Source organism: Legionella lansingensis, from assembly GCF_900187355.1.
Lineage (GTDB): Bacteria > Pseudomonadota > Gammaproteobacteria > Legionellales > Legionellaceae > Tatlockia > Tatlockia lansingensis.
Map to the genome: position 1 here is coordinate 2,138,948 of NZ_LT906451.1, position 21,798 is coordinate 2,160,745.

A 21,798-nucleotide genomic window follows, 5' to 3' on the forward strand; every position below is an offset into this window, starting at 1 on the left:
AAAAGACAAGGTATGACAGCTAATACAAAACCCCAAACATCAATGAATCCCAGATTTGCAGGAGCAGTTTTTTTTGCTATTTTTGCTTTATTGTTTCTTTTATTTACCAAATACACTTTACTATCCCTCAGAGATAGTGCCCTTGTACCTCTTTTACCCGCGTTACTTTTTTCTCTGGTGACAGGATTATTATTAGGCGCTCTCTTTGGTAATGCACTTGCTAAAAAAGGAAGCTTAATTCGACCCTTTATACTTGGTGTTGTTCTTGCCTGTATCGTATTGATTCTTTTAGGTTTTATTGTGTTTGCTCATTACTCTCTGACCGACGCTAGTTTGATACAACGTTTTCAACATTGGCAGGATTATTTTATCTTTTATGGAGCTATATTCGTCGCGCTGCTACTTACGGTTGGCATATGGCTTATACCCTTTACAGGACTTGTCGCTATTTATTTCAATAAACGCTTTTGGCCAGGACTAGCCAGTGCCGATCAAAAACGACAGTCTAAGAAAACCGATATAGATCTGCCCGATGAATAATAAAGGTAACCGCTCTCCCCATCCTAATGTATCGACGTCTCGCCCCCACGATTTATTCGCAGGGTTGACCGCGGGATCCATCGATCTGGAAATATCACCGGAGCCCGCGGTCAACCCTGCGAATAAATCGTGGGGGCGGGACGTCGGAATAGGGGGAGCGTTTACTAATAAAGAAGAACTCTTAGCGTTAATGCAGAACGGAGCCACGGTTATCACACCTAATAACCGTCTTAGCAATGAATTGCTGCATGATTTCGCAGTCGCGTTTCCTAAATCTGCTCAGAAGAAGCCAATCTGCTTACCTTATACTGCTTTCCTTCTACATTCTTTCAAGACATTTTGGCATAAGTATTCACGGAATAACCATCCGCTGCTGCTTACAGAACTCCAATGCCGTTATCTATGGCGCCAAATTATTGCGACAAAACAAACTGAAGTAAATCGAGGCTTGTTAAATGCTATTCATGAGGCTTGGACAAGGTGTCATTTATGGATGCTGGATTTAAACCATTCTGTCTTTGCCTACAATTTGCAAACGAGGCAATTTCAACAATGGGCACAGCAATTCCTTAGAGAGCTGGATTGTCTTGGAGCAATAACAGAAGCTCAATTAGCCCCGTATCTATGTAGTCAAAACAGCGCGTTTAGTGTCAGCCAACTCGTATGGGTCTGTTTTGACGATTACACTCCACAGCAAAAAAAGTTACAACACTATCTCAATGATCAGGGTTGCATGCTATATCATTATGATTTGGCTACACAAGCAACCAATCTTTACCAATATGCAGCAAAAAATGAAGAGGATGAATATCAGCAACTCTTTTGTTGGTTAAAAGAACGGTTGGCCTGTGGCGAAAGACGACTCGGAGTAGTCATCCCAGACTTAGAGAAAAAATCGTCCTATTTGCATCGTACCTTGCAACAACATTTCCCTCAAACTACATTTAACATCTCTTTAGGGAAGCCATTAGCAGAGTACCCTTTGGTGGCTCATGCACTTAATTATCTTCAGCTCGATGGGAAAATGCTCGATGTCCATCAAGCTCGCTTGTTATTGCATTCCCCTTTTATTGCTTACTCCCAGACTGAATTACTAGCAAGAGCGCAGATATTGGAGAACAGTACAACGCTAGCGGAACCAACGTTCGAACAAAGCGCTTTTGTTGCTGAATTAAAGGCTATAGCACCTAAGCTGGCCCATGCATTAACAGAAGTTATTCCTTATCCTAAAGAAGCGAGTATTCAAGGTTGGATAAACGCATTTCATTTAAGGCTAAGATCCTTGGGATTTCCGGGTGAACTTGAGCTTAATTCAGTGACTTATCAATGTTATCAACGTTTTTTAATGCTATTTGAAGAGTTCAAGCAATTAGCATTAATATCTCCACTGATGAAAAGAAGGGATGCTCTTGCCACATTCAAAGAATTAGCTGAGACCACTATCTTTCAGCCTAAAAATGCAAATGCTCCTATTCAAATTTTAGGCCTGCTTGAAGCCTCGGGATGCACATTTAACAGCCTATGGTTCACCGGTCTAACTGATGAGTGTTTACCACAAGGAATCAAACCCTCCGCATTTATCCCACTTACCCTCCAACGCGACAATCTGATGCCTCACGCTCATTCTGCGAAGGAATTATATTTGGCAGACAAAATGATATCACGTCTGCAAAGAGCTAGCTCTCTTGCTGTTTTCAGTTACCCACGTTTAGTAGATGATAAACCCAACATGCCCAGTCCCTTCATCACTCACCTAGCAACATTGCAACCAATGAGAGATGAAGCCAAGGCCTGCGAATCTAAACTAGAGCATTTCTCTGAGAGCTATGTACTTCCTTTTGTGCCGGAAGAAAAGCTTGCAGGAGGAACATCCATATTAGCCAATCAGGCAAAATGCCCTTTTCGTGCCTTTGCAGCTCACCGCCTGCACCTTAAGGCTCGCATCGAAAATTCAGCGGGACCCGATCAAAGGGAACGTGGACAGGTCATTCACAAAGTCATGGAACTCTTATGGGGGGCTTTAAAAAAACAGAGCAATTTATTGGAACTTGATAATGAAGCGTTAGATAAGCATATCGAAACCTCCATTCAAACTGCATTACAACCATTAATTGCAAAGCGACCCCACTCTTTTTCAAACTTGGTACAGGCTGTGGAATTCCAGCGACTAAAGCGCCTGGTGCATGCCTGCCTAGATTGGGAACGTCAGCGTCCTCCTTTTGAAGTTGAGGCCTTAGAAGCAGCATTTACTATTCGCTTAGCTGACATGGAGTTTAATGTTCGGGTCGACAGATTAGATAAGGTTGAAGATGACAAGTGGGTCATTGATTATAAGACCAGCCTTCCCCAAAGCCTTCCTTGGAATGAAGAACGTCCTAGCGAACCACAACTATTACTCTATGCTTTACTGGATGAAACGATCAGCACATTATTATTCGCGCAATTAAAAGCTGGTAAGTTTACCCCGAAGGGTTTAAGTGAGAATAAAAATCCAACCTTGGGTATTGTTGGATTAAAAAAAGACCAAAGTTGGTCAGCCCTACGTCAATACTGGTCTCTACAATTAACTCAGCTCGCTCATGAATTCGTTCAAGGGCATTGTCCACCGCGACCGAATAGTCTGGCTGTTTGCACGCAATGTGATTATCAGGCTTTATGTCGGTTTGAGGGTAATTCGAGTGAATGATGTTCTGTGTAACTATCGATCCGTTCATGCTGAGGACGCTCCTCCTCAGCATGAACGGATAATTTGAAAGGGATGCGAAATATGAAACTTTTAATTGCAGGAGCTTCAGGTTTTATTGGCACCGAACTCGTTAATCTATTGTTACCTAAACATGATATTATCGTTGTTGGTCGTTCACAACAAAAGTTACAACATCACTTCTCTAACAAGGTCAGACAGTCGACTTGGGAAAATCTGTCTACCCTGGATGCAAAAAACTATGACGCTGTGATTAATTTATGCGGCCATAATATTGCAGCATTTCGCTGGACTGAAAAAGTTAAAAAACTAATCATTGATTCACGGGTGGAAACAACGCATCAACTTATTAATTGGGCTACATCACAACAAGCTAAACCTCATTTTTATTGCGCCAATGCTGTGGGCATTTATGGTGTACAAAATGATAACGATACGGATGTTTTAGATGAAGATACTGCAATTGATTTTGAACATCCCCGTGACTTTCTTAGCGAAATTGGCATACGTTGGCAGCAAGCTTTAAACCCAGCATTCGATCATGGTATGAGGGTGACAATTACCCGGTTTGGTGTGGTTTTAAAAAAGAATCAGGGAATGCTAAAAAGATTAGCACCAAGTTTCTACTTAGGACTAGGAAGTATTCTAGGTAACGGTAAACAAATCATCTCCTGGGTGCACATTCAAGATGTTATTCGGGCCATTGAATTCCTACTCAATCATCCAGAATTAACAGGTGTTTTTAATGTGACAGCACCTCATCCTGTTAGCCAGGAAGAGTTTGCTAGAACGTTAGCCAAAGCAATGCATCGACCTCTTTGGTTAAGAACCCCGGCATTCATCGTACGCAGTTTGTTTGGCGAAATGGGAGAGTACTTATTGCTGAAAGGACAACGGGTTATCTCAAAAAGGTTACCCGAAGTTGGTTACCAATTCCTTAGCCCAGAATTGAGATTGGCGTTGGAAAAGGAATTTGGGGCAAAAGCATGAATGCTTGCATTCATGCTTTTCTTTTGTTAGCTTACCACCCAGCGCTTCATTTCCTCCTCGAAATCGAAATCCTCATCCTCATTCCTATGAGAAAACGTGGTAGTCGATAAAATTTCTTCTGCATCAAAATCAAGCTCATGCCCCATATTAACGGAATTTTCCCATCCCTGCTGATTAACGCTGAAAACAAAATCATCATCGACCTTCTCGTACTCGTAAACAGCCCTGTCTTCATGATTTACATCTACAGGCTCCATCAGCACATCTTCTGAGGGCGGTCTGACTTCTAGAACCTCAGGATTGAGTATATTGAGCATACGGTCAATTATTTTGTTGACCTCTGGATCAAGTCGGTAAGATTTAAATTTTTTGAGATCCTTGATTGCTGCCTCTCTAGTGATCGCAACATAAGCCCGCGCGTTTTCAGGATCTTCAAATAGTCCTGCTTCTAGTTGTCGAGAAATATTATGTAATATGTTAAGTACACCGTCACAATATTGGCTCATCAGTTCCGGTGAAACATTTGAATTTGAGGCAAAAAATGGATGGTTTTTAGTACCTCCAAGCTGTTTGATTTGCTTATAAGCAGGAACAACTACTTCATTCCAATAACGATTATATCTATCTACTATTTGTTTAAATTTCATATTTTTTCCTGTTGGTTCGAAAATAGAAGGAAACTCGAAGGTCGCATTTAGCCAAGGGAACAAAATATATCATAAAAAAATATACATTGTGAATTTTTAATTAGCAAAATATGTTTTTATTATCCTTTATGGCTTTTCGTAATGCGATTGCAAAACGCCTGAGGTTCAACGCACCGTATTTTCGTTTTTGGTTCCAGAAAAGGAGAGTGTTTACCAAACTGTGTCATCCCCGCGTAGGCGGGGATGACACAGTTTAATGAACAGTCTCGAAAAAAGGTTTTAAGTACCAAGGAATTTTACGACCAACATCTTTGATAGGCGTATGAGTCACTCTTCCGTTGTATTTATCCACTGGATCGTGTAGATAAATCTACCTTACTTCCCTCGGCTCGCCTTTCAATCAAATGACGTGCTTCTGCAATGACAGGATTGGATAACAAACTCTCATCCGAATGTTTTTCTTGCCAGAAATCTTCATAGGAATGCAATTCCTTTTCACGCATGTAAAGCTCAAATTTTTTATAAAAGGGTCTGCCCTCGGTTTCACCCAAGATATTGATAAACTGTTCGTAAAGACCGGTTTTGGGGTTACTATAGAAGCAAATGTCAGTGAATTTCTTTTGATAAATAGGCTGAAAAGTATAAGCACTTCCAGCTATTTCAGGAATTTGCTTAAAAAGAATATCAAGAGCTACCCCCTGCGGTTCGGTTTTGGCATTATGGAGAAGCTCTACAACCTCTTGGCACTTTTCTTTGAGGATAATAATCGTTCTAACAGAGGAAAATTTTTTACTCTCAGAATGAAGCAAAGGGGCATCGCTCACTCTTGCTCCTCGCTCTGCAAGTGACAATTTAACATTGCCATCTCCTTGTTTTGCCAATGCAGCAAGTATGAGATGTCCAGTGAAACCGGTTGCTTGAAAAGTAACACTCTCACTTTCTAAGCGGGCTAAAATTCTGCTTGGGGTATCAGTGAATTCCACCTTATCAAGAGCATTGAGTAATCCTTCAAAACGAGTGGACAACTCAGGGTGTCTTTCAAGTAGGAAGTTTTTGAGGTGGGTACGCAGAATTCCAATACCCTCATCAAAGGTACCGGCTCCCAACTTCACTTTACCTTGAGGAAAAGCAAGAACCTCATTGAGTTTCTCTCCGCCAAAAATAAAATAAAGTCGGCGTCGATACTGGAATTCATCATAATCAATTTTATAGGCACCAAGGAGCTGTCGTTGAATGTCCTCAGGGAAGTGATGTAAACCGGTGATATTAGTAACCGTTTCTTCTTTATCATTCTTTGCCAGTACATCTGCCCCTTGTTTAAGCAGCAATTCTGTGGCCTTAAAATCTCTTGCAGCAACAGCCGTCAATAAGGGGGTATTTCCAAGGCTATCACGACTTTCAAGATCTGAATGCATCACAAGTTCGGGCAAGTAAGCCGTATGCCCATGAATAATGGCGCAATGAAGCGGCGTTTCTTTACGATGATTTGTTACTGAGACTAACTGCGGAGAATGACTAAGAAGATAATCGGGTGCAGTTCCAAGTTGGTTACTTGTAAAAGCTAAATGCAGCGCTGTGTTACCCTCCTTATCCTGGTCCTCCAAAGAATAGCCTTGTTTTGCAAACAACTCTATTAAAGCAGCATCATTGCTTTTGGCTGCAGCTAACAACGGGGTTTGGCCCAAAGCGTTATGTTGGGGAGGATTAAAATCATGCTTTAATAAACATTCAACAACCTTCTGACGCCCCTGTCTGATAGCCACAAATAATGCATTATCACCATCATTATTTTTATGGTTTATGAGTGTCTCTGGCAAGCTCAGCAAGTACTCCACAAAAGAGGCATCACCAACTGCAGCAAGCATTAATAATGAGTCACCATGGGCATCCACAATTGCTGGTGAAGCGCCTTTGTCGATCAACCATTTTACATTTGCTAAATTTGCTGTGGTTACCGCCTTTATTAAAGCCTCATTTTTTTCCTCAAGACTGACCGTGTCCATGAGAAGATTAGCAATATCCAAGTGTCCAGAATCTAACGCCTTTTGAAAAGCAGATTTACCTTCTTTATCCTTCGCATCCAAAGATACCCCTTGCGTCCTTAGAAAGGCAACAACGTCACCATGCCCATGTCTGGCCGCCAACATTAAGGCATTCTCACCGTTTTCATCGCTAGAATTTAAGTCCACTCCTTTTGCACTCAGAACTTTAACCAATTCTAACTGACCTCGTTTAGCGCCAATACTAATTGCGTTTTGACCTTGATTGTTTTTGGCGTGAATGTCACAACCAACCTCCAGAAGAAAATTTAACACATCGGGATGATATCGTTCCGCAGCTATCAAAAAAGGTGTATTGCCATCATGATCTCTTATTTCAGCGTTTAGCTCATTCTTATACTTATCAGAAAGATACTTGATCACGTCAATTTTATGATTGAATACCAAAAAATGTAAAAGAGACCATCCTTCACTCGTTTGAGATGAAATTATTTCATTTTCATTCTGAAATTTGGTAATCGATTCAAGGACAGGAAGCCCACAAAGGATGATGGCAAAGAAAGCAGCCGGTATTCTTTTCTCCTCTCCAAGACGAGAAAAGAATTGCTCAAACGGTCTGTTTCGGCCAGTTAAAAGAGCTCGTTTTCCTGAATACAGCTGCGTCTTTGCTCGTAATAACCCGGTAATTTCAGGTGCAGAGTACAAATAAGAGCATTCTAGAGGTGTGAACCCCTCATTGTCCGTTTGTTCCAAAATCGCTTGGCCGCTTTCACCGAATTTTTCCACAACAGTAATCAATTTCGCCAAAATAGCTGGCTGGTTGAACCTAGCTGCAAGATGAGCCAAAGTTCTCCTTTTATTATCAACAGCAAGAATACTCTCCGTATCAGAATTCGCTATAATCTTTGTGAAAGCTTCCACATTCCCTTCTTCAACCGCCATCCGTAAAAGTTCCTCAGTGAGCATTATTGGGCTCCTACGACTATATATTTCTTAATTATAGTGGTTAGAGGAAGTAAATCTGGACTCGATATTAATTTGACAAATCAAAACCGAATTACCGTGGCTTGACCACGGTAATTCGCTGTTATAAAGGAATGATTAGACCTTAAGCCCTTGAAAAATCAAAAGCTAAGACACCTGCAATGCTTGACTCTTGAAGAGCTAAGGCTAGTAATCTGTCTACCCCTAAGGCAACCCCGCTACAAGACGGCAAACCATGTTCTAAGGCTTGTAGCAAAAAGTCATCAGGAGCTGGAAGAGGTAAACCCTTTTGATTACGAATAGCCAGCTCGCATTTAAAACGAGAGGCCTGAGCGTCAGCGTCAGTCAGCTCATGAAAACCGTTAGCAAGCTCTACTCCTTTAAAATAGACTTCAAAGCGCTCGGCCACATCGTGATGAATTTTAGCCAAAGACGCTTGTGATACTGGAAAATCATAGACAGCAACAGGTACCTGTTCTTTACCCAGCTCGGGCTCAATCACATGGCTCATAAGAAGAAATAAATACTGATCGTTGTCGCCCTCTTCCGGCGGCAGAACATTATCCAATTGATAACGGTGCAGAATTTTTTTTAGTTCGGGGATAGTTACAGTGAACGGGTCAAAATCACAAATTTCAAGAAAACTGTCGCGGTAAGTTTTTCGCAGCATGGGTTTCACTTGTAAAATAAGCTGCAAAAGAGCATCCACTTCATTCATAAGTGCATGGTGATCAATGCCTAATTGATACCATTCTAACAAAGTAAATTCCGGATTATGCCATCGACCCAACTCATCATCGCGAAAGACGCGTGCAAGCTGGAAAATGGGACCACTGCCAGTAGCTAATAAGCGCTTCATGTGGTATTCAGGAGAAGTCTGTAAACAATAGGTTTCGCCACGAAAGATTGCTTTGATATTCGCAAGGTAAACGTCCGTAACACCAAAACGAGCCATCCCGGGGGTCTCTACTTCCAGATACCCGCGCTGTTGGAAAAATTGGCGGATTTGCGCAATAAGCTGGGCACGTTTTCTCAGTGTTTTAATGGAGGCTGATGATTGCCAAAGTTCCTGCATTAATAAAAAATCCCCAGCTCAAGACGTGCTGCTTCTGTCATTCGCTCCTGTGTCCAAGGGGGATCCCACACCAATTCGACAGTACAGTCGTTTACTCCTTCAACTTGATTGACTGTCTGTTCAACGGTTCCTGGGAAGGTTTGGGCTACAGGACACCCAGGTGTGGTTAGCGTCATTTGTATATGAACATGTTGTTCTTCATTAATAGCAATGTCGTAAATTAACCCCAGATCATAAATATTTACTGGTATTTCAGGATCAAACACAGTTCTCAAAGCGGTAATCACCTTTTCTTTCAGAACGTCATCATCCTCTTTTTTTCTAAACCCAAACATCACCATCACTCCGTGCTAACCACTGCTCTACTTTTGTTGAGAGCAGCTTCCAGGGTATGCCATGCTAAAGTCGCGCATTTAACGCGAGCAGGGTAAGCCTTTACTCCGGCAAGTACAGCAAGCTTATCAAGCGAGACAACTTGTTCTTCGCCACTTGTGACCATGGTGTGAAAACGCTCAAATAGTTCATGAGCCTCATTGATCGTTTTACCAATCAATGTCTCCGTCATTAAAGAAGCCGAAGCCTGTGAAATCGCACAGCCCGAACCAACAAAACTTACATCTTTAACGACATCGCCATCTAGTTTTAAAAAAAGGGTTAGCTTATCACCACACAACGGATTGAATCCCTGCGCTTGTGCCGTTGCATCAGACATAACATGATGATTTCGCGGATTGCGATTATGATCAATGATGATTTCTTGATAAAGCTCACGCAATTCCATGATCATGCAAATACCTCTTTTACTTTGTGTAGTGCTTTAACACAGCGATCGATCTCCTCTTTTGTGTTGTAAAATGCCAAAGAAATTCTCGAGGTTGCAGCAACCCCAAAGAAATCCATCAAAGGCATAGCGCAATGATGACCGCTGCGGATAGCAATACCTGCGCTATCCAAAATGGTACCAATGTCATGGGCATGAATTTTTCCATGCACAAAAGAAACGATGGGAACCTTATTTTTTGCCGTTCCAACAAGATTAAAGCCTTTCACCGATTGTACAGCAAGCGTAGCATAATCAAGTAAATGCGCTTCATAGGCTGCTATCGCTTCCATATCTAAAGACCAAAGATAATCAATGGCTGCCCCAAGTCCGATTGCGCCAGCAATGTTTGGTGTCCCTGCTTCAAATTTATGAGGCAAGGGGGCATATTCTGTGGCTTCCATGGTGACATAATTTATCATCTCACCACCACCTTGGTAAGGAACCATGTCATTTAATAACTGCTCTTTACCCCATAAAATGCCAATGCCTGTTGGTCCATACATCTTATGGCCTGAAAAAGCATAAAAATCGCAACCTAAATCTTGAACATCAATAGGTAAATGAGCAGTGGCTTGTGCACCATCGACAAGTACCAACGCGCCATAGGCATGGGCCATTTCGATCATTTTTTTAACTGGATTGATGGTGCCTAACGCATTAGAAACATAGTTAATCGCTACAAATTTGGTGTTTTCATTTAGTTTGTTTTCGAATTCTTCTAATAGAACTTCACCTTCAATGGAGATAGGAGCAACTTGCAAAAGTGCTCCTGTTTTCTTGCATACCATCTGCCAGGGTACAATATTTGAATGGTGTTCCATGTGGGTAATCAAAATTTCCTCGCCCGGTAAAATCCGAGGAGCCACAAAACTTTGAGCAACCAGATTAATCGCCTCTGTCGTGCCACGTACAAAAATGCATTCACGTGCAACCCGAGCATTAATAAAACGTTGTACCTTATCGCGTACTCCTTCAAATTGTTGGGTTGCGCGTACACTCAGAGCATGCACACCACGGTGAACGTTAGCATTATCCTGTTCATAATAGCGTGCTATCGCATCGATGACTGACTGTGGTTTCTGTGTGGTCGCTGCATTATCTAAGTACGTTAATGGATAATCATTTATTTTTTGTTTGAGCGCTGGAAAATTATTACGAATTGCTTCCAAATCCAGCGTTTCAATTAAAGCGGTTGCTGTACTCATAGCTATCTCACCTCAACTGCTGAATTAATAACGTTCTCATCCACTCAGCAAGAGCCTGATGAGGAACCAGGCGTAAATTATCAGCAGCAAATGCCTGAATTAAATAATTACTCGCTTCCTGCTTATCTATCCCGCGTGTTGCTAAATAAAATAAAGCTTCTTCATCGAGTTGTCCGACCGTCGCCCCATGAGTGCAAATGACGTCATCCGCGAAAATCTCTAATTGTGGCTTGGTGTCAATTTCAGCTTGTGAAGACAGCAATACGTTTTTATTCTGCTGTCTAGCCTCTGTGTGTTGAGCGTCTTTGGACACAATAACTTTACCATTAAACACGGCACGTGAACGACCCGCTAAAATCCCCTTGTAATCTTGCTCGCTGTGGCAATGACCGACCAAATGCTGAATGATGGTATGGTGATCAATGTGTTGTCCATCCGTTGGCACATAAATACCATTCAACAGACATCGACCGCCTTCTTCTTGTAATTGCAAATGGATATCACTGCGAACTAGCTTGCCCCCAAGGCTTAAGGAATGACTATCAAATTGACTATTTTGAGCCTGACGAACAGCAATTTGTCCAATATGATAGGCAATGTGACCTTCACGCTGAATTTTATAATGCGTTAGCTTTGCATTCTTTGCCGTGAATACTTCTGTAATTGTATTCGTAAAATAACTACATTGCTCAGCACCACGATATTCTTCACACACAGCCACTTCACTTCCTTCTTCGAGAATGATCAAATGGCGACTATGTGTAGCCTGCTCTTTATCTTGCCAATGAGAAAGCACAATGGGTTCTTCAACGCGTATACCAGCTGGCACATAAATCACCATGCCGGTGTGCACGAGCGCCGTATTTAAAGCATGAAAACCATGCTCATGCTTTAATAACTTATCAAAATAAGGTCTAATCTTGTCCTCATGCTGATGCAAGGCATCAAATAACGGCTGTACCAAAAGACCAGAAGGCAAATGTGCTGTTATTCCATCCACGCCCAAAATTTGGCCGTTTTGAATCACAATCTGATTCTTTATGGGCATATCTGATTGCACGATAATCTCTGCATCTCGCTTTGCCGGCTTGGCAAATCCATGTTGCAAGAGCGCATCCACAATGGTGTATTTCCAATCCTCATCATGGCGCTTGGGGAAACCGTAATAGCTTAACTCACGCAAGCTTTTCTCCTGCAGTTCCGCTACCCAGGGAATAGTCGACAATCCTGCTTTGGCTTGCTTTTGATAAAAATCAAGTACCTCACTCATGCCTGTTCCATCTCCTCAAGCCAACTATAGCCTTTCTCCTCAAGCTCAAGTGCCAGGGATTTATCGCCTGATTTAATAATCCGACCATTGGCTAAAACATGAATGAAGTCAGGCTCAATATAATTTAAAAGTCGCTGATAATGGGTCACCAAAATAATGGCACGCTCAGGTGAACGCATGGCGTTCACGCCTTGCGAGATGATGCGCAGAGCATCAATATCCAAGCCTGAGTCTGTTTCATCAAGAATAGCCAATTTAGGCTCAAGAGCCATCATTTGCAAAATTTCATTACGTTTTTTTTCACCCCCTGAAAATCCTTCATTGATACTGCGATACAAAAAGCTTTCGTCCATGTCCAAGAGTTGACATTTTTCGCGTATAAAACTTAGAAATTCAATGGCATCAAGGGTCTTCTTACCTTGCACTTTACGAACAGCATTCACTGATGCTTTCAGAAAGTTAATATTGGTAACACCAGGAATTTCAACCGGGTATTGAAAGGACATGAAAATACCCGCTTGTGCTCGCTCTTCCGGAGCTAAAGGCAACAAATCCTTATCGAGGTAATGAATCTCACCATGAGTCACTTCATAGGCAGGATGTCCGGCTAAAATCTTTGACAATGTACTTTTACCAGAGCCATTAGGTCCCATGATTGCATGAACCTCTCCAGGCTTTATGCTTAGATTGATACCTTTCAAAATGGGTTGTGCATTGATTGCAACATTAAGTTGTTTGATTGTTAACATAATTAACCTACTGCCCCTTCCAAACTAATACCTAGCAACTTCGTGGCTTCGACTGCAAACTCCATGGGTAGCTCTTTTAACACTTGTTTACAAAAGCCATTAACAATCATCGATACAGCATCTTCCGTATCAATACCACGTTGTTGACAATAAAATAATTGTTCCTCGCTGATTTTTGACGTCGTTGCCTCATGCTCGACCTTTGCTGTGGGATTTTTAACTTCAATATAAGGAAACGTATGGGCTGAGCACTCACTCCCCATCAGCATGGAATCACATTGAGTATAATTACGCGCATTGGTTGCCGTTGGTGCGATACGCACTAAACCACGATAGGCATTATGAGCCCGACCTGCACTAATTCCCTTGGAAATAATCGTAGAGCGGGTATTTTTACCCAAATGAATCATCTTCGTGCCTGTATCAGCCTGTTGCAGATTATTTGTCAAAGCCACGGAATAGAATTCGCCCACTGAATCATCACCTTGTAAAATAACGCTTGGATATTTCCAGGTAATTGCTGAGCCTGTTTCAATTTGTGTCCATGAAATTTTAGAGCGTTTTCCTCGGCACGCTCCCCTCTTCGTAACAAAGTTATAGATTCCACCCTTACCTTCTTTATCACCTGGATACCAGTTTTGCACTGTTGAATATTTAATTTGCGCACCATCCAAGGCAATAAGTTCTACAACAGCGGCATGCAATTGATTTTCATCGCGCATTGGCGCGGTACAACCTTCCAGATAGGAAACATAACTATCGGTATCAGCAATGATTAACGTACGTTCAAACTGCCCAGTAGAGGCAGCATTAATACGAAAGTACGTTGATAATTCCATAGGACAACGAACGCCTTTAGGGATATAAACAAAGGAACCATCGCTGAATACTGCAGAATTAAGTGCAGCATAAAAATTATCGCGATAAGGCACGACCGATCCTAAATACTGGCGGACCAAGTCAGGGTATTGATGCACAGCTTCTGACATAGGACAAAAAATAACACCAACCTCAGCAAGTTTAGCTTTAAATGTTGTAGCCACAGAAACACTGTCAAACACAGCATCAATAGCCACACCTGCCAACATCTCTTGTTCTTTGAGCGGAATGCCTAACTTTTCGTAAGTCCGTAACAGTTCTGGGTCCACCTCATCCAGGCTTTTTGGTGCATCTTTTTTACTTTTTGGTGCTGAGTAATAGGAGATGGTTTGATAATCAATCGGTGGATAATGCACACTTGACCATTTAGGTTGTACCATGGTTTGCCAATGCCTGAACGCTTTTAAACGCCAATCCAGCAAAAATTCAGGTTCACCTTTTACTGCGGATAAACGACGAATAATATCTTCGTTTAAACCAGGTTCAAACGTATCTACTTCAATATCGGTCACAAAACCATGTTGATATTCCCTTTCCAGCAGGGAATGAATTTGTTCATTGCCTTTCGCCATGACTAACTCCACTTGCCAACTGCTTAATGCGGTCTATCTCAACCGTCTGGAGTGTTGGCTTTGCCAGCACCTCTAAACTCACACTATCCAGTGCAGTTTCTATAGCTTGACTTATTAATCTCCAATTACCCTGAACACGACATACGCTTTGTAAAGAACATACGTTTGGGTGCAAACTGCACTCAGTTAATCCACGATGCTCTTCCAGGGAATAAATAATTTGCGCCACTGAGATCTCTGAAGCCGGTCGCTGCAACCGATACCCACCAGTGACTCCACGCACAGAAGTTAATAATCCTGTTGCTGTCAAACGTTTAAGTATTTTACTAACTGTCGGCACGGTCAGATGGGTATGTAGCGCAATATCTCGAGCATTGCATAATACCTGCGAATGCTTGGCGAGATATACCATTACCACTGTTCCATAATCAGCCAATTTGCTGATGCGCAGCATAACACCCCCATCCCAAATAATCTAGTACCAAATAAGTCTTATTTACTACTCTTAATATAGTACTGAAATGGTTCTATTTAAAGCAAAGTACGAATAATACTCTATTTTTGAATGGGAAGGCAATGGGAGAAGGATTACTTAACCTGCTTTAAAAATCAAAAGAATTAATTCAAAATACCTCTCCCCTTGTGGGAGAGGTCGACGCGTGTAGCGCGGCGGGTGAGGGGTAAAAGATATAGCAGCAAGGACTCATTATGGATAAGTTAAGACAATTCTCAAAGACATTGCGCCTCTCACAAATGGATGTAGAGCACATACTGTGGTATCACCTGAGGAATCGAGGTTTATTGGGTTATAAATTTAGACGACAACACATATTACAAGGTCATATTGTAGATTTTGTGTGCTTAGAAAAGAAATTGATTATAGAGCTTGACGGTGGACAGCATGCTGAACAAGCAGTAAACGATACTATTCGAACACAACGACTTGAGAAAGATGGGTTTCAGGTCATACGATTTTGGAATAATGAGGTTCTCAGAAATATCAATGAGGTATTGCTGGTCATTCAAAACGCCCTAACAAGAGAAGGTGTCTATTGAGATAACCCCTCACCCGACGCGCTAGCGCGTCGACCTCTCCCACAAGGGGAGAGGTATCTTCCCTTCCCCTTGTGGGAGAAGGAGGGCGGCCACATACATTTTTCCCTCTCCCCTTGTGGGAGAGGGTAGGGTAAGGGGTAAGAATAGAAAGATGAATTCTTAGATTGCAAACTCAGGATGCTCTGCTTCAGCAACAACTGCTTTTAAAGCCTTCATAGCAGCAGATTCTTTAAAGAACGTATAAGCACCAGCGGTTAAACCGAACGCACCACTTACAGCAGTTTCCGTCACCGCAGCAACACTACTTCCCGTCGCAAGACCACTGAAAAACGCACCAGGACCACTCCATGCTCCTGCGGCAAGGCCAATAGCAAAAGCAAGTGTCCCTACAATCACTGTAACAATCGCTGTTGCTACCACAGCCAGTATTGTCTTCATGATGTATGGGTGTTCACCGTTCAGTGTTTTTGTGCAATTATCAAGAAATCTTTTAATAGCCTCTTCTTTGTTGGACTTTCCCGGATTTCGCAGAGCATTCACTAAAGCAAGTGCTTCCGAGCTGACTACTTTGTATTTAGCTGCAGGTAAGTTTGCTACAGCCTTATGCATATCATCTAATGCTTTCCACAAAGGAGAATTGGTGACTAATAAATCTTTAGCTTCGAGTAACTTATCTTCTTCGTGGGGAAGTGGGCCCCCAATCTGAGAGGTATCTTCGTCTTTTTCCACAGGTGTACATTTTGCAATCGACTGCAGAAGTGCATCAATTCCAATATCATTTGGGCTTGATGTAACGATACGAGCCACAAAATCGCCCTCGATCTCGGCAAGTCGCTGTTGATGACTTTCTGGTAGATCACTTGATGTAACGATACGAGCAACGAAACCGCCCTCGAACACGGCAGGTCGCTCTTGATGACTTTCTGGTAGATCACTTTTGGTCCCCACCAGAATGATTTTAGCTTTTGGGTTTTTCTTTCTTATCTCTTGAAGGTCTTCAGCGATGTGCTGTTGCTTAATGTCTTCTGATAAATCAACGCAATAAACAATAAATGGCGCACTAGAGCAAAGCTCAAGGGTAATAGCTCTATAACTATCTAGTCCTCCTGTACTCCATAGTTGTAATTTGATTTCTTCAGTTGTATTCCATAGTCGTTGCCTCGTTTCTTCGTCAATGGTCTTACCAGCAAAATCCAAACCGATTGTTTTTTGGTAATTTATATCAAAAGGTTTTCCAGCAAGCCGATTTACTAACTGAGTTTTACCCGTTTTCGTATCACCAATGAATAGAATTTTAATTATCATACTAACTCTTATTGGCTAAAAACTGAGCAACTATAAGCCATACAGAGAAATTAGTAAACAGGAATGTGTTAAGTTGATTTGTTATCGGCCGTCAAGCAATATTATGGTAAAATGAATCAACGGATTTATTTAATAGAATCTCTACCAATTCAAATCTAAGGACAGATAATGTTATGGGGAGCCTTCGTTTTTTTAGCTATAGCGGCCGTCACTGCCCTATTTAGTTATAGAAATCCGTCCACATCCACTTATATCGCCAAACTTATCTTTTATGTCTCTTTGCTTATTTTTATTGTGTTGCTGTTTGCTTCTATATTCAGTTCGGCGCCACCAAAAACAAATACACCATTCTTACCGATATGATGAGAAAATATTCATGTGATGATAATGCTTGCTACCTATTAATTTTTACCTGCAACTGACCATCTAAACCAATCCATGCCCTTTTCATGATTTCGGTGTTAAATGCAATACCCACTTCACCCTGGGTATCAACAGAGATCACTCCAATTTCTCCTTTGCTCGCTTTGTTACGAGTATGCAGAACATGATCGCAAGCCTCTCGGACATTCATTTTCATTTCAACCATCATTGAAATCGTGTGTGCAATTACGCCAGTAATTAGATACTCTCCATCTCCCGTTCCTGAAACAGCACAGCCACTATTATTGGCATAACATCCCGCACCGATGAGGCAACTATCACCAACCCTGCCTGGCAAGCAATTACTTGTGCCTCCAGTCGACGTAGCTGCTGCCAGGTTGCCTTTGCTATCCAAAGCGACAGCACCAACAGTGCCAAGACGTTTCTTGTGCAAAAGATCTTCATAACGTTCACGACGGTTTAAGTGTTCATATTGGTCATATTGATGCTCAGTAATAAAATAAGAATCGGGTCTTAAAAGAAGTCCGTGATACTTTGCAAAATCCAGAGCACCATATCCTGAAAGCAGTACATGCTTGGTCCTTTCCATAATAAGGCGCGCTAGACTAACAGGATTTTTGACTTCACGCACCATTGACACCGCACCTGCCGTTAATTTCTCTCCGTCCATGATAGAAGCATCCATTTCCACTTCACCCAGGCAATTTAAAGCAGAACCTCGGCCTGCATTGAATAAAGGATTGTCCTCTAACAATTTTACGGCTTCTTCAACCGCTTGCAGTGCACTCCCTCCTGCCTGTAGAAGCTGGTAACCATACTGTGCCGCCTGAGCAAGGCCATCTTCCGTTACATTCATGTTGTTTTGTAAGAATGCTGAATTATCTCCTGCGCCACCATGGACTGCGATTGCAATTTTCATAATTCTATCCGATTCCTTAGATTTTAGATTTATACTCGAGCTCGAGTTTTTTAACTTCACAAATCAAAAAACCGAATTACCGTGGCTTGACCACGGTAATTCGATGTCCTAAATTCTTCCAAGATAGTAGAAAATATCAATATACCTCTAATCAAAGTGAGGCGACATTGCCGGTTTCGCGAGCTTACGTGTCGCAAGTGAAAAATGACAACCTTTAACCAGAATGTGCACTTTTAGATTCTCGACAAAAACCGCTTCTCCTTCTTTTATCTGGGTTATATTGGTTTGACGAATATCTCTTCCATCAATGATGACTACCATTCCTGAACCACGACACTCGGCCTCAGAGCCATTTTTAATGATCAATGCCGTATCCTCTCCCAAACCTATTCCCAGTTGTTCAGGATTCATAATGATCGCGTGTGCAAGACGACTAAATCGTCCTCTTTTAATGAAGTGAGTGTCAATAATACATGAAGTCAGTAAACCTAAACCGGAAGAAGTAGCAAGGTTACGATACAACAACGCTTCCGTTAATCCACCGCAGGTGATCATGACTGAAGACATAACCATTGCTCCTGCGCTCGTGCCTGCCACAATAAATGTACTATCAGTAAGATACCTATTTTTTATGATGTCAATGATGGGAGTGCCGCCCAAAATCGTGGAAAGTCGAAATTGATCGCCACCGGTAAAGAAAATAGCACCAGCTTCTTCTGCGCGAGTTAAGTAATTCTTTTTTCTTGCTTCCTCCCTTTCTTTAATAGGAATAAAGCCCACATTACTATAACCCATTTCAACAAAGACTTTTTGATAAGTCTTTTTAACCTCCTCCTGCACCTCTGAACCGGTGGTGATAAGTTCTATCTTTTTATTTCTTGAATCAGGAAGTAGCTCACTTAAAATATCATATCGAGGAAACTCCTTTCTTTGCTCCATAATATCAGGAGGTTCGTCAATTTTATCTTCGGCCCCACCTATTATAAGTAACTTCCCTTTTGGTTTCATAATTAGGCTGCCTCATGCGATTATCGTTTCTTCCTTAAATTTTCGTTTTTCTTCAAGTATAAATTCTACGGCATCAAAAACATCATCGACAGAATAAAAGATAAAGCTATTTTGTTTCGCAGTCGCTATCGCATACCTTACTGCCGTGAACTCATCAGAAATCACCTGCACCTGAGCATGGAAATTTGCTGATTCAATGCCTTGAAGGAGTAAATCCGTTATCTCCTGATTCATTCTCCCCCTGCTGTCTTTATAATGCCATATAATAATTTCATCAAACATTTGAGCGGAGCGGTACCCTAATTTTTGAATGTCTTCAGCTCTTCTATCACCCGAAGCAGCAATAATGCCAATTTTTTTGCTGCAGTTTATCTGGCTAAAGAATTTTTGCAGTTCCACATAAGCATCTTCATTATGAGCGTAATCAACCATGATTTTGAAATCGTCAAAATCAAAGATATTCATCCTGGCTGGAGTATGCTCAACAGAAGGATAAAAATTATAGAGCGCTTGCTCAATATCCTTAAGAGTAAAGCCGCTAATTACCCCAGCTAGAGCTGCAGGTAAGATGTTTTTGATCATCAATGTGGCAGTTCCGTGAAAAGTCAGTGGAATAGTCTTCACTTTTGCTAAAATTTGTCTCTCTTTACCTCTGCTAATGACAATCGCATCACGCTCAATAAAAGCAGCCAAACCTCCCACATCACAATGCCTCTTAATACGAGGTGTCTCTGCCAGCGCAAATAGGGCTATGTTGCAATGAAGATCATCTTGAATGGCATACACGAGATCATCCTCTGCATTTAAAATGGCATAGCCATTTTTACAGGTACTATGTGCCACAACCGCTTTGACTCGAGCTAATTCTTCCATCGAATGGATATCATCCAGCCCTAAATGATCATTAGTGATATTCGTAATAACACTAATATCACACTGATCAAAACCAAGACCTGAACGAAGAATCCCTCCACGAGCACACTCCAAAACAGCGAAGTCAACTGTGGGTTCCCTTAAAATGGCCATTGCACTCACAGGACCGCTGCAATCTCCTCTATGAATTAGCTTACCGTCCAGATAGATGCCGTCTGTTGTCGTGAAACCAACGTAATGTTTAGCCTGTTTGGCAAGATGAGCAATCAAGCGCACAACCGTTGTCTTGCCATTCGTTCCTGTTACTGCGACAACTGGGATTCGAACTGAGCTCCCTTTAGGGTAAAGCATATCAATGAAAGGAGCAGCCACATTGCGCCCAGTACCTTGATTAGGCGCCAAATGCATCCTAAGACCAGGAGCTGCATTCACTTCTATCACGGCCCCATTGCTGCCATTCAGTGGTAATCCAATATCCTTAGAAACAATGTCAATCCCACAGACATCGAGGCCTACTAATCGTGCTATGCGTTCAGCAAGAGAAATATTATAAGGATGGACCTTATTCGTGACATCAGCTGCTGTACCTCCGGAACTTAAATTAGCCGTATCCTTGAGAATTAAAACTTCACCATTCTTAAGAACTGAGTGAAGTGATAATTTTTTTTCTGCTAAAATAGCCAGGGTATTTTCGTCTGTTTTTATGGAAGTCAGGACATTTTCATGTGCATGACCACGCTTGGGATCTTTATTTGCTTCATCAATAAGCGTTTGGATTGAATCGATTCCATTCCCCACAATCATCGCAGGGGTTCTCTTCGCAACAGCAACAACTTGGTTGTTTATGAGGAGAAAGCGGTAGTCAAAGCCTTCAACAAATTTTTCAACGATCACTTCGCTAGAAACTTCCTGTGCAAACTTGAAACCAATGATTGCTTTCTCTTTTGCAGAAATGTTTGTGGTAATACCTCTTCCATGATTCCCGTTGATTGGTTTAATAACCAAGGGAAAACCTATTGTGGCTATTGCCCCTTCCAGCTCATCTAGATCTCGGATAGTTAACCAAGCTGGCACAGGAATAAAACTAGAAGCAAGCAATTTTTTAGTCATTCCTTTGTTTGCAGCGATATCAACAGCAATCGCATTCGTTTCTGAAGACACAGTAGCCCAAATTTTTTTTTGATTGCGGCCCTGTCCTAAGATGACGAGAGAACTATCTTCAAAGCGAGCGTAAGGAATTTTTCTTTTTTTGGCTTCTTCAACAATAGCATGGGTACTTGGTCCCAGCTTTTCTTGCTCATATAAATGATTTAATTCGGCTATATCTTCAGCCAATGAATGATAGTCTTTTCCTTCTGCCAAACATTTTGCAATATTCATTGCAGCTTGAGCTGCATAGAGCCCTGCTTTTTCAATTTCATAACAAAAAATAACATGGTACACACCATACTCACGAGCGCTGTAGGTTCTGCCAAATCCACAGTCCATACCTGCAAGACATTGCAACTCAAGGGCTATATGCTCAATCACATGGCCAAGCCAAGTACCTTCATCTAGGCGTTCAAAAAACCCCCCTTCCACACCTGGTGAACACTGATGATAATAGAGACTTGGAATTAACGCTTTGAGCCTTGCTGCAAATCCGGGTAAACGATTGGTGGGGAGGGTTTCAAATTGTTCTAAGTCGAGTTTAATGACAATCAGTTTCTGACGATAATTTGACCAATAATTTGGTCCTCTTAGAACTTTTATATTTAAAATTTTCACTTAATCATTCCCTTGATTGTGTTAAATTTCCGTAGCTTATAATGATTC

General features: G+C 41.7%; 18 protein-coding genes. 4 read left to right on the forward strand and 14 right to left on the reverse strand.

Annotated features, from left to right (window positions below; translation table 11 throughout):
* The first annotated feature begins 12 nt into the window (after positions 1–12).
* From CKV79_RS09750 to CKV79_RS09760, 3 genes are all read left to right on the forward strand, one after another.
* A complete protein-coding gene (locus CKV79_RS09750) occupies positions 13–540 on the forward strand; it encodes a hypothetical protein (RefSeq protein WP_028372698.1) in 528 nt (175 codons plus the stop codon).
* On the forward strand, positions 533–3,226 hold the full coding sequence (locus CKV79_RS09755) for a PD-(D/E)XK nuclease family protein (RefSeq protein ID WP_231950094.1): 2,694 nt from the start codon (positions 533–535) through the stop codon (positions 3,224–3,226). The genes CKV79_RS09750 and CKV79_RS09755 overlap by 8 nt, the downstream gene beginning before the upstream one ends.
* An 81-nt stretch (positions 3,227–3,307) precedes the next feature.
* Complete coding sequence (locus CKV79_RS09760) at positions 3,308–4,234, forward strand: TIGR01777 family oxidoreductase (RefSeq protein WP_028372696.1); 927 nt, start codon at positions 3,308–3,310, stop codon at positions 4,232–4,234.
* 26 nt (positions 4,235–4,260) lie between these two features.
* On the opposite strand, the gene CKV79_RS09765 is transcribed toward CKV79_RS09760, so the two are convergent.
* From CKV79_RS09765 to CKV79_RS09810, 10 genes are all read right to left on the reverse strand, one after another.
* Positions 4,261–4,881 (reverse strand): hypothetical protein, encoded by a 621-nt coding sequence (locus CKV79_RS09765; RefSeq protein ID WP_028372695.1) that lies wholly within the window; start codon positions 4,879–4,881, stop codon positions 4,261–4,263.
* 344 nt (positions 4,882–5,225) lie between these two features.
* The gene (locus tag CKV79_RS09770; protein ID WP_051546096.1) at positions 5,226–7,847 is read right to left on the reverse strand and encodes an ankyrin repeat domain-containing protein; all 2,622 of its coding nucleotides are present in this window, start codon (positions 7,845–7,847) and stop codon (positions 5,226–5,228) included.
* 142 nt (positions 7,848–7,989) lie between these two features.
* The gene (gene epmA, locus CKV79_RS09775; protein WP_028372694.1) at positions 7,990–8,940 is read right to left on the reverse strand and encodes an elongation factor P--(R)-beta-lysine ligase; all 951 of its coding nucleotides are present in this window, start codon (positions 8,938–8,940) and stop codon (positions 7,990–7,992) included.
* The gene (locus CKV79_RS09780) at positions 8,940–9,275 is read right to left on the reverse strand and encodes an SUF system Fe-S cluster assembly protein (protein WP_028372693.1); all 336 of its coding nucleotides are present in this window, start codon (positions 9,273–9,275) and stop codon (positions 8,940–8,942) included. Before CKV79_RS09780 ends, epmA begins: the two co-directional genes overlap by 1 nt.
* A gap of 5 nt (positions 9,276–9,280) precedes the next feature.
* Entirely contained in the window at positions 9,281–9,727 is a 447-nt protein-coding gene (sufU, locus tag CKV79_RS09785; RefSeq protein WP_028372692.1) for a Fe-S cluster assembly sulfur transfer protein SufU, read from the reverse strand.
* Positions 9,724–10,968: a cysteine desulfurase gene (locus CKV79_RS09790; RefSeq protein WP_028372691.1), complete on the reverse strand. Its 1,245-nt coding sequence runs from the start codon at positions 10,966–10,968 to the stop codon at positions 9,724–9,726. Before CKV79_RS09790 ends, sufU begins: the two co-directional genes overlap by 4 nt.
* Before the next feature lie 7 nt (positions 10,969–10,975).
* The gene (gene sufD / locus CKV79_RS09795; protein ID WP_028372690.1) at positions 10,976–12,238 is read right to left on the reverse strand and encodes a Fe-S cluster assembly protein SufD; all 1,263 of its coding nucleotides are present in this window, start codon (positions 12,236–12,238) and stop codon (positions 10,976–10,978) included.
* The gene (gene sufC, locus CKV79_RS09800; protein WP_028372689.1) at positions 12,235–12,987 is read right to left on the reverse strand and encodes a Fe-S cluster assembly ATPase SufC; all 753 of its coding nucleotides are present in this window, start codon (positions 12,985–12,987) and stop codon (positions 12,235–12,237) included. The genes sufD and sufC overlap by 4 nt, the downstream gene beginning before the upstream one ends.
* Positions 12,988–12,989: 2 nt before the next feature.
* Entirely contained in the window at positions 12,990–14,438 is a 1,449-nt protein-coding gene (gene sufB / locus CKV79_RS09805; protein ID WP_028372688.1) for a Fe-S cluster assembly protein SufB, read from the reverse strand.
* A complete protein-coding gene (locus CKV79_RS09810) occupies positions 14,422–14,892 on the reverse strand; it encodes an SUF system Fe-S cluster assembly regulator (RefSeq protein WP_028372687.1) in 471 nt (156 codons plus the stop codon). The genes sufB and CKV79_RS09810 overlap by 17 nt, the downstream gene beginning before the upstream one ends.
* 254 nt (positions 14,893–15,146) lie before the next feature.
* Between CKV79_RS09810 and CKV79_RS09815 the strand changes: the two genes are divergently transcribed.
* Positions 15,147–15,494 carry an endonuclease domain-containing protein gene (locus tag CKV79_RS09815; protein WP_028372686.1) on the forward strand — a complete coding sequence of 116 codons (348 nt, stop codon included), beginning with the start codon at positions 15,147–15,149 and terminating at the stop codon, positions 15,492–15,494.
* A gap of 159 nt (positions 15,495–15,653) precedes the next feature.
* Here the strand turns inward: CKV79_RS09815 and CKV79_RS09820 are convergent, their stop codons facing one another.
* The 4 genes from CKV79_RS09820 to cphA form a co-directional block, all read right to left on the reverse strand.
* A complete protein-coding gene (locus CKV79_RS09820) occupies positions 15,654–16,799 on the reverse strand; it encodes a GTP-binding protein (protein WP_028372685.1) in 1,146 nt (381 codons plus the stop codon).
* A 394-nt stretch (positions 16,800–17,193) separates the two neighbouring features.
* Positions 17,194–18,102 (reverse strand): isoaspartyl peptidase/L-asparaginase family protein, encoded by a 909-nt coding sequence (locus tag CKV79_RS09830; RefSeq protein ID WP_231950096.1) that lies wholly within the window; start codon positions 18,100–18,102, stop codon positions 17,194–17,196.
* A gap of 147 nt (positions 18,103–18,249) precedes the next feature.
* Positions 18,250–19,110, reverse strand: coding sequence for a cyanophycinase (locus tag CKV79_RS09835; protein WP_028372683.1), 861 nt, complete (start codon positions 19,108–19,110; stop codon positions 18,250–18,252).
* Between the two features lie 12 nt (positions 19,111–19,122).
* Positions 19,123–21,750 carry a cyanophycin synthetase gene (cphA, locus tag CKV79_RS09840; RefSeq protein WP_028372682.1) on the reverse strand — a complete coding sequence of 876 codons (2,628 nt, stop codon included), beginning with the start codon at positions 21,748–21,750 and terminating at the stop codon, positions 19,123–19,125.
* Between the last annotated feature and the right edge of the window lie 48 nt (positions 21,751–21,798).